Annotated in this window: 11 protein-coding genes; 10 read left to right on the forward strand and 1 reads right to left on the reverse strand. The window is 33.2% G+C overall.

Translation table 11 applies throughout. The annotated features are described in order from the left end of the window. Positions 1–87: 87 nt before the first annotated feature. The 8 genes from ACH6EI_RS27590 to ACH6EI_RS27625 all read left to right on the forward strand — a co-directional run bounded on the left by ACH6EI_RS27590 (position 88) and on the right by ACH6EI_RS27625 (position 4,494). On the forward strand, positions 88–651 hold the full coding sequence (locus ACH6EI_RS27590) for a hypothetical protein (protein WP_049794025.1): 564 nt from the start codon (positions 88–90) through the stop codon (positions 649–651). A 435-nt stretch (positions 652–1,086) separates the two neighbouring features. Continuing rightward, positions 1,087–1,260 carry a hypothetical protein gene (locus tag ACH6EI_RS27595; protein WP_014462165.1) on the forward strand — a complete coding sequence of 58 codons (174 nt, stop codon included), beginning with the start codon at positions 1,087–1,089 and terminating at the stop codon, positions 1,258–1,260. Beyond that, entirely contained in the window at positions 1,253–2,209 is a 957-nt protein-coding gene (locus tag ACH6EI_RS27600) for a hypothetical protein (RefSeq protein ID WP_042992663.1), read from the forward strand. The genes ACH6EI_RS27595 and ACH6EI_RS27600 overlap by 8 nt, the downstream gene beginning before the upstream one ends. Before the next feature lie 2 nt (positions 2,210–2,211). Then, the gene (locus tag ACH6EI_RS27605; protein WP_014462163.1) at positions 2,212–2,628 is read left to right on the forward strand and encodes a hypothetical protein; all 417 of its coding nucleotides are present in this window, start codon (positions 2,212–2,214) and stop codon (positions 2,626–2,628) included. 55 nt (positions 2,629–2,683) lie between these two features. After that, positions 2,684–2,998, forward strand: coding sequence for a hypothetical protein (locus tag ACH6EI_RS27610; protein WP_014462162.1), 315 nt, complete (start codon positions 2,684–2,686; stop codon positions 2,996–2,998). Between the two features lie 101 nt (positions 2,999–3,099). Beyond that, complete coding sequence (locus ACH6EI_RS27615; protein WP_014462161.1) at positions 3,100–3,420, forward strand: hypothetical protein; 321 nt, start codon at positions 3,100–3,102, stop codon at positions 3,418–3,420. 90 nt (positions 3,421–3,510) lie between these two features. Continuing rightward, entirely contained in the window at positions 3,511–3,816 is a 306-nt protein-coding gene (locus tag ACH6EI_RS27620) for a type II toxin-antitoxin system HicB family antitoxin (RefSeq protein ID WP_014462160.1), read from the forward strand. Positions 3,817–4,326: 510 nt separating this feature from the next. Then, on the forward strand, positions 4,327–4,494 hold the full coding sequence (locus ACH6EI_RS27625) for a hypothetical protein (RefSeq protein ID WP_014462158.1): 168 nt from the start codon (positions 4,327–4,329) through the stop codon (positions 4,492–4,494). Between the two features lie 21 nt (positions 4,495–4,515). Here ACH6EI_RS27625 and ACH6EI_RS27630 read toward each other — a convergent pair whose 3' ends face one another. Continuing rightward, positions 4,516–4,749: a hypothetical protein gene (locus ACH6EI_RS27630; RefSeq protein WP_014462157.1), complete on the reverse strand. Its 234-nt coding sequence runs from the start codon at positions 4,747–4,749 to the stop codon at positions 4,516–4,518. 1,024 nt (positions 4,750–5,773) lie between these two features. Between ACH6EI_RS27630 and ACH6EI_RS27635 the strand changes: the two genes are divergently transcribed. After that, the gene (locus ACH6EI_RS27635) at positions 5,774–5,953 is read left to right on the forward strand and encodes a hypothetical protein (protein ID WP_049794027.1); all 180 of its coding nucleotides are present in this window, start codon (positions 5,774–5,776) and stop codon (positions 5,951–5,953) included. A gap of 32 nt (positions 5,954–5,985) precedes the next feature. Then, positions 5,986–6,795, forward strand: a complete 810-nt coding sequence (locus tag ACH6EI_RS27640; RefSeq protein WP_049794026.1) for a rolling circle replication-associated protein — start codon at positions 5,986–5,988, stop codon at positions 6,793–6,795. Positions 6,796–7,133: the final 338 nt, after the last annotated feature.

Raw genomic sequence — 7,133 nt, forward strand, 5'->3', positions numbered from 1 at the left:
AATTTCTCATGAGAAATTGAAGGGAATACCTTATTTATAAAGAATTATTTGATGTATGAGACTGTGGTGAGAGGGTGGTATGAGAAAATGGGAAATCAACTATTTCATAAAATAGGAGAGGTGTCTGAACTTATAAAAATCCCTCATCAGACTGTTAGAAGATACATAAGTAAGCATGGACATCATCTTAGTACAAAGAAACAAGGTAAAAGTGTTTTAGTGGCTGAGGAAAGTTTAGAGACACTAAAGATAATAAAGAGTCTATATGATGATGGAAAAGTTACAGAAGAAGTAGACAGCCATTTGGCTTCTAATGGTGTTCCAATGACTATTACTGTTCCTGATGAGTCTGAGAAAATGGTGAGAGTTGATCTTAGGGAAGTGTTGGTACAACAGCAATCTCAAATAGAAAGCCTCCATGAGAAATTAGATGAGCAGATCAAAGTAAATCATGAGCAAAGTGAGATAAATAAGCAGGTGTTGGAAGAGGTAAAAAGCTCAAAAGAATGGCAGAGAAAAAGAGATGAGAATCTTATGGAAGTCATGAGAGAATTGTTAGAAGTAAAAAAACAAACTGCCATAGCTCTAGAGGTTAAGAATGAGCCTGAGCCTAAGAAGAAAGGCTTTTTCTCAAGGCTCTTGGGAAAGTGAGAGCAGTGGGAAATATATGAGATATGACTGAGAAGTGAGGCAGAATGCCTTGCTTCTTTTTTTGTTTGCTCAGGAACTATATATGGCTAACTTGTTTTTCTGTTCCCTTTACACTGAGGATTTTACTGTTAGCCTAACTGGGCTAGTCAGCCAGTGTTCTTTTTACATGGCTGATGGTGCTGACAAAGAAACAGTAAAATCTTGAGGCTCAGTGTCAAGGGAGTAAAGAAAAAGAAGTTATGTCTATTTTTGTGTGAAAGTTATGTCTTGTTACTTTAAAGCTGTATGCCTTAGTTATACATATAGACAAGAGAGGCATTAGCAGTTTTCCTCTTAAAATGTAATATTGCCAATTCAATGCTAATGCCTTTTTATTTTTCAAAATTACAATCAAAAACAAATTACATAGATAAAGAAAAAACAAGGAGGATGTAAATGAATACTAAAAGAGTTTGTATCTATTTACCTCTTGAGACATTAAGGATTACTGATACTGTAAAGTCCTTAACTGGATTGAGCAGAGGCAAAGTATTGAAATTAGCAATTGATGATTTTTTAAAAAATAAAGGTATTGAGGATTTAAAGAAGCTGGGTGACAGCAATGATTGATATTAAACATTATCTTATGGAGAATGGCTACAACTTGAGAGATGATAAAGAGCTTTTGAGAGCTTGGGCAGATGTTAAGGTGAACTATTCAGCCAGTCAAGAGGAGTTTGCTAAGGCAGTTGGTATTTCCTCAAGAACATTGAGGAATAAAATCTCCAATGACAATGCTTTCTTTAATCAGTGTCTTGAGGAGTTTGCTCAGGTGTCTACTGATTCTGATTTATCTGAGGACATTCTTTCCTCATTTGTAGACAATGTTATTAAACTTGGTACTAACCCAAAAAGCTCCAAAGATTTAGTGCTATTTGCTGAGCTTTTCAATGTTACTCCTGACCAAGTGAAAAGAATTATGCAGATCAAAGGATTCTCTTTTAGAGGATGGCTGCAAGAAACTAATTTGGATTTTATTAATGAAAAGAAGATGTTCAAAGACCTTCTTTCTATTGATGTTTTATATAGCCAAAATGAAGCAACAAAAGGGGCAACAGATAGAGCTTTAGAGATTGATTTGAACAGTCCTTTAGATCAGTACAGGCTTATGTATATGGGTGCATTGTTTATGAGTTTATACAATCAACATTCTTATACTGATTTGCTTAATCAATTGTCTTTAATTATGAAATTAGAGCAGATCAAGAATGAGAGAGATTTGCCTGTAAGTGATTATGAATATAAAAAAATGTCAGGAACTTTGGAACAAAGGAAGCCAATGGCAAGAGAAGAAGCTGAAAAGTATGTATCAAATTTAAACAAGGAGCTTAAAATGGGACTTGAAGATGATACAAAGGAAATCTTTATTGATGGCTTAGTGAATCCTAGGCCAGTTTCAAAGCCCACTTTACCTGATAAAGAAACTATTAAAAAAGATAAAGAAAAATATATGCCAGATGATGATTTTAATCAATGGCTTAATAGAATGGCAAATAAATTAGATGAGGAGATGTATTAATTATGGAATTTAACACACCAGTACAAGCAATGAGTAATTATTTTGGAGAACAATTTAAAAAGAAAGATCAAAAGAAAGAGGAGTTAAATGACTTTTATGCAGAAGTAAGGGAAGATCCTGAGAAGTTTGCTGATGAAATTATTAAGAACATTAATAAGGTTGTTGAGAAGCCTCATGAAATTGGAGTGCCTTATGTAAAAGCAACTTTCTCTAACAATGAACAAATTAAAGAAAAGCAAGAAGCTAAGAAGTTAGTTCAACTAATTGAGCAAATTAAGAATGAGGCTCAAAGTGTATATGTAAGAAACAGCAGGAAGGCACATTATTCTTTAGTTGCTAAGGAGCAAGTAGATATTGCTAAGAAAACTTTTCAATCTGCTGATAGAGCCATTGAGAAGCTAAATAAGGCAGTACAGTAAAGAGTAAAGACTGGGCATGATGTCCAGTCTATTTTTATTTATAAAGGAGATATATATGAGAGAAATGACATATACAGAGAGATTAAATTATTCATTACAGATGTTAAAGGGTAGGTTTGCCAGGATTGAAAAGGATTTTAATGAGGGTAAAAATGTTGATGTGAAAAAATATGTTGATATTCATGACAAGGCTGAGGAGTTGTTGTTTTCAGCAGATACATTATTGCCTATTGCAACTCAGCAATGTTCAGACTATCCATATGTAATGAATAGGAATAGCTTGCAATTTCTTATGGCATTTAAAAATGATGTTGTGAGTTTACTCAAAGATATAGAAGAATTAAAAAATCAATTTAATAAGAATTACTAAGGACAACTCTTTCCTAAAGAAAGGGCTGTCCTCTTTTTTTGTCACATTTGATTTTAGTTCTCTAACTATAGTTGTAGAGGTAATTTTATAGGAGGTACATAATGAGTGTTATTTATAACTTTAATGAGTGGAAAGTGTCAGGAGAAAAAGCAACACCAATTAGTCCTAAAGGATATAAATTACTTAGGATTAAGACTGGATTTAAAATAGGTACAATCTTGTATCATTATTATGTTAAAGGTCTTTCTATTTCTCAAATTAAAAAGACAGTAGCTAGAAACCTTTCCTTAACTAACATCAGAGGTGTAATTAAAGGTTTTGGGAAACAAGCAAGCAGAGAGTCTATGGAGGCTTATAAGGTCTTTATGGAGATGTTAAAGGATGAACCAGAAACATTGGATGTTATCTTTGGAATTAAATAAGAGGTATAAGGGAGTTTAAGCTTGGTGCTTTGACTCTTTTTTTTATTTTTTAAGGTACAATAGCTGTAGGTTTGAAAGGAGTTGACCTTGATGGCAATACATAAATTTTATTCTGTGATGAATAAAGAAACTACAGAGGGAGAGATTGGCTTTATTGTAGCCTTTCCTGATCTTGAGAATTGTTTTACTCAAGGAGATGATTTAAAAGAGGCTATTGAGATGGCTGAGGATGTCTTAGCCTTAATGTTAACTGTGATGGAGGATGATGGAAAGGTAATCCCTGCTCCAAGCTTTGCTAAAGATATTGTAGTGCCTGAGGGAGCTAGTTTAGTCTTGATTGAGGTAGATACTGATAAGTATAGAGTAGACTATAAAGATAGTGTTGTATCAGAATGATGCTTTAGTTGATGCCTTGTATCATGGTGATGCATGGCTGCTAAAATGTCTGCTGAGATTTAAAGTATTGGAAGTAATTACAAAACTACTGAAACCCTTGGGAGAGTAAGGTTCATAAAATGTAACACAACTGTAACATTCATTTTACTTTAATTAGGGCTTTTTGATTGCACATATATATGAGAATAACTGTTATAAAACTGTTAAGAAATACAGTAAATAAAAGTTATTAAAGATATATAAAGATGTTGAAATCATGAAATGATTTAAGGATAAGTCTGTCTGTTGTACAGACCTATTGTATCAAAAACATACTGAGCTAAAGCTCAGGCAACAATAATCTAAATACATATAAGTGTTGTAGAATTTAACAATATATTAAAGATATATGTATCAGGTAATGACTCTCTATAAATAAATACTCTATTCAATGCTAAGGGTGGCTTAATTGCTGTCCTTAGCCTTTTTTTTGTTAAAATTAATTTACTTATAACTGGAGGTGCTTTTGTTTTGGATATTGAGAAGTTAGAAAGATGGGCTTATCTTTATGTGATGCATTATGAGGAAAAAGATGTGCCATTAATGCAAAGAATTGAACAAAGAGTAAAGGATCAGGGCATTCAGTGGGAGTTCTTCTTGGAGCTTGTTAAAAAAGAAATGGAGTCTAAGTATAACTGAGAGTGCTAGGCACTCCCTTTTTCATTCTGTTTCAGCAGGCAACTTAAATGAATAGCTTTCTAAAAGGAAAGGAAATTTAAAGTCATAGAAAGTATCAGAACTAGGGTCAGGAACAATGTGAAATCCTTTAAAGCCTCCTCTGTCTCCATAACATTTTGAAAAGACTGCTACTGTGACTTCTTTGTTATATTGTTCATACATTTCATGGGCTATTGCTTTTGCATCACTTAGTTTTCTTGCTTCTTGGATTTTCATTGACTACACTCCTTATGTATTTAATTATCTGTTCATCTATTAAACTCCATGGGGTATATGAAATACAAGCAATATCATTATTAATTTTTTAATATCAGCAAATATCCAACAAACATACTAACCAGAGCTTCCTTCCTATGCTTGAATAATTCATGGTATATCATAAGAAATGAATAGTAAGAAGCTTGTAATAACAGTATCTCATGAGGCTCACAGGCTTGGGAAATCAGTAGGAAAAACCCTTCCTGATCTATTTGTATATAGGAAGCATGGAAAAGCTGTGAGAGGACTGTGAGAGCTTACAGAGAGGTATGCAGATTGCAGACAGTCAGGGCATTTGTCTGCTGAGGGTATCTGTGTTAATACAGTAGTCTAGGAGGATAACTTGGGCTACTGTAAGAGGGTAACACCAGTACAAATTGTAGAGTTTAGAACAGTGTGAATATGCCTTTCTTCTTTTATATTTAATTGTATTCACACTAAAGGCAAAAATAAAAATTAAAGTAGAGGGCTTAACCCTTACTCTCTCAATGGTTTTAGATGTTTTGTAAATAAAAGTAAGTTACTGATTTAAAGCACTAAAGCATTGTTATTCTGTTTCCCTTTTTATTACTGGACTGATTGCATAAAACATTTGAGACAAGTTAATAAGACTTTTAATCCATTGTTATTACATTGATTTGTCCAATACTTTATGCATCATTTTGTTTAGTCTATTTATCATTTGATTTTGAGACTATTCATGTCAATGCTTTGAATGTCTTTTATATTCTGTTTTAAGCTTCTCTTTAAAGTCTATTAGTTTTGGTATGGCTTTAGTTATTGCTATTGCTTAGAAAGCAATCTGAACAGTCTGATGGCATGCATGGGGGTCTACCCTGCCTAGGATACCTCAACTCTCTAGAAAAATAAATCTATTCCTAAATTTTGAACTTGGTAAACTATGAAAATTTGACCAACTCTACTAAACTATGCTATATTTAATAGAAACTGATTATTGCTGTTATACAAAGGAGGTTTACTAATGGGAGGACAAAGCCTAAAGAAACAAGTAGGATTAAGGTTTGAACCAAAACTATTAAATGCTGTAGATAAGATGGCAGCCATGAAAAAAATGAGCAGAACAGAGTTTGTTGAGAAGGCAGTTAAGGTGTACATTTTAAATCAAATAAAGAAAGAGAAAGCTCTAGAAAAAGCTGAGTAATTCTTGCTTTTGGGGGAGGAGGCTTAGGTGATTTGACAATTGTCTATAACACCAAAGTCTACAAGTCTGGAAATGTCATAGAGGTGTATAGATACCAAGAGTCAAGGGTAGCAGGCTTTAAGGCTAGTAAAGGAAAAGGTTCAGGAGCCAAATTCTTAAACATTGAGGACTTTGTAGACAAGGATACAGGAGAAATAAATGATGTTCCTGTACAAGACACCAAGTTAGAGAGCAGAGCAAAGAGTAACATCAGGGCAAGGAACAATATTAGAAGGCTTGCACTCAGTAATTTTAGTGGTAAGGAAAGTAAGTTTATAACATTTACTTTTCATGACAATGTACAGGATTTAGAAGAAGCAAATACATATTTCAAGAAATTCATAAAAAGCTTAAATTACTATTTAAAGAAAAAAGGATTATCCTCACTACAATATCTTACAGTAATTGAGTTCCAGGAAAGAGGAGCTGTACATTATCACATGATCTGCAATGGACTTCCTAAATACCCTAACTATAAAGACATTATAGAGCTTTGGAGAAAAGCCAATAAGGGTAAAGGTGGTTCAGTAAAGCTTGAGAAAATTGACCATGTAGATAATGTAGGAGCATATATAGTAAAGTACATGACTAAAGCAGATGCTGATGAGAGATTAGTGGGAAAGAAAATGTATCAGTGTTCTAAGGGACTGGACAAGCCTTTAGAGATTGCAGGAGATCAGGCTGAGGAACTTATAAAAGAGCTTGGTTTAGAGGGCAAAAAAATAGTCTATCAGAATGAGTATCAAGATAAGCATACTTTGGGCAAAGTTACTTATCAGGAATACAACCTTAATAGGCTATAAACCATACACATCTAAATAGACAAAAGAAAAAGTATTTAAAGATATAAAAAAGATAAATACTCAAAACCTATTAGCAGTAGGTTGAGTATGATATAACCTTTTAACTGAATGATATTTTACCATATAATATAAAGCTTGGCTATCCTTTTCAAATAAGGGGTAGCCTTTTTTTATTGTCTACTTTGTATGGGAAGTGTGATAATATTATAGGAATTTCTCATGAGAAATTGAAGGGAATACCTTATTTATAAAGAATTATTTGATGTATGAGACTGTGGTGAGAGGGTGGTATGAGAAAATGGGAAATCAACTATTTCATAAAATAGGAGAGGTGTCTG

It is taken from the genome of Priestia sp. JSM ZJ58, assembly GCF_044383985.1.
Taxonomy (GTDB): domain Bacteria; phylum Bacillota; class Bacilli; order Bacillales; family Bacillaceae_H; genus Priestia; species Priestia zanthoxyli.

Excerpts from the sequence above, each read along its gene's own strand:
- ACH6EI_RS27605 (WP_014462163.1), top strand. The coding sequence starts at position 2,212 with ATGGAATTTAACACACCAGTACAAGCAATGAGTAATTATTTTGGAGAA.
- ACH6EI_RS27620 (WP_014462160.1), top strand. The coding sequence starts at position 3,511 with ATGGCAATACATAAATTTTATTCTGTGATGAATAAAGAAACTACAGAG.
- ACH6EI_RS27595 (WP_014462165.1), top strand. The coding sequence starts at position 1,087 with ATGAATACTAAAAGAGTTTGTATCTATTTACCTCTTGAGACATTAAGG.
- ACH6EI_RS27630 (WP_014462157.1), bottom strand. The coding sequence starts at position 4,749 with ATGAAAATCCAAGAAGCAAGAAAACTAAGTGATGCAAAAGCAATAGCC.
- ACH6EI_RS27635 (WP_049794027.1), top strand. The coding sequence starts at position 5,774 with ATGGGAGGACAAAGCCTAAAGAAACAAGTAGGATTAAGGTTTGAACCA.
- ACH6EI_RS27615 (WP_014462161.1), top strand. The coding sequence starts at position 3,100 with ATGAGTGTTATTTATAACTTTAATGAGTGGAAAGTGTCAGGAGAAAAA.
- ACH6EI_RS27610 (WP_014462162.1), top strand. The coding sequence starts at position 2,684 with ATGAGAGAAATGACATATACAGAGAGATTAAATTATTCATTACAGATG.
- ACH6EI_RS27600 (WP_042992663.1), top strand. The coding sequence starts at position 1,253 with ATGATTGATATTAAACATTATCTTATGGAGAATGGCTACAACTTGAGA.
- ACH6EI_RS27590 (WP_049794025.1), top strand. The coding sequence starts at position 88 with ATGGGAAATCAACTATTTCATAAAATAGGAGAGGTGTCTGAACTTATA.